The organism is Dorea sp. 210702-DFI.3.125, assembly GCF_020560945.1.
GTDB lineage: Bacteria > Bacillota > Clostridia > Lachnospirales > Lachnospiraceae > Dorea > Dorea formicigenerans.
Genome location: NZ_JAJCNF010000074.1, coordinates 1 through 874, shown reverse-complemented (window position 1 = coordinate 874; position 874 = coordinate 1). Strand labels below are relative to the sequence as shown.

At 46.3% G+C, this 874-nt stretch carries 1 protein-coding gene; it reads right to left on the bottom strand.

Annotated elements, in window-relative coordinates:
* Positions 1-38: 38 nt before the first annotated feature.
* Positions 39-874, bottom strand: an 836-nt coding sequence (locus tag LI164_RS15580; protein ID WP_173904975.1) for a DUF4368 domain-containing protein, incomplete at its 5' end; no start/stop codon positions are given.

The window sequence follows — 874 nt, the reverse complement described above, 5'->3', positions numbered from 1 at the left end:
TCCCTTAATTAAAGATATTGTTGGGTAAAAAAGAAAGGTCAGTCGATTTTGCCGATGAAGCGGTAGTAGATTTCTACTTCCTGTTCACGGCTTCCGTCCTCGCCCTTGACAGCTTCGTGGACGGTTATTTTTTCAATTAGAGTGTTCAGAAGTTCGGCGGTCAGCTCCACAGGGTTGACATACTGTTTCATTAGGGCAATCCACTTTTCAGCATCCGCTGCGGTCTGTACGGCGGCTTCCATCGTTTCGTGAAGCTGTCTTATTTTTGTTTCAAGCTCCTTTTGCTCGTTCTGGTACTTCTCGGACAGCATATTGAAGTTATACTCGGTTATGCGTCCGGCAGACCAGTCCTCATACATTTTAGCAAACAGCCCATCAACCTCGGCTTTACGCTTCTCTGCCTTTTTCAGCTCCGCAGCCTGCTTTTTCTTTGCAGAGTTTCTTTCCCTGTCGCTGGCATTGAGCAGGCGTTTCAGTAGCTTGTCCTCGTCTTTCTGTGCCAGCATAGACCAGTATTGCAGTCTTGCAAGTACATAGGCATACAGTACATCATAGCGGATATAGTGCATGGAACACTGGCGTAATCCCTGTCCGTTTTTGCTGCAATGGTAGTACCCGTATGGGTTTTTGTTCTGCTTGTTTTCCCCATAGGCTAAAGACCATCCGCAGTCTGCACATTTTATCAATCCTGCGAAAATCTGTGTCGTACCGTTTCTGCGTTTCCTGCGTCTGCTTGCAATCAGCTCCTGAACTTTTTGGAACACTTCTTCGGAAATGATGGCTTCGTGGGTATTTTCCACACGATACCATTCTTCCTGCGGCTTCCGCACCTTTTTCTTGTTCTTGAATGAAATGTTGCTCTGCTTGTTGTGAA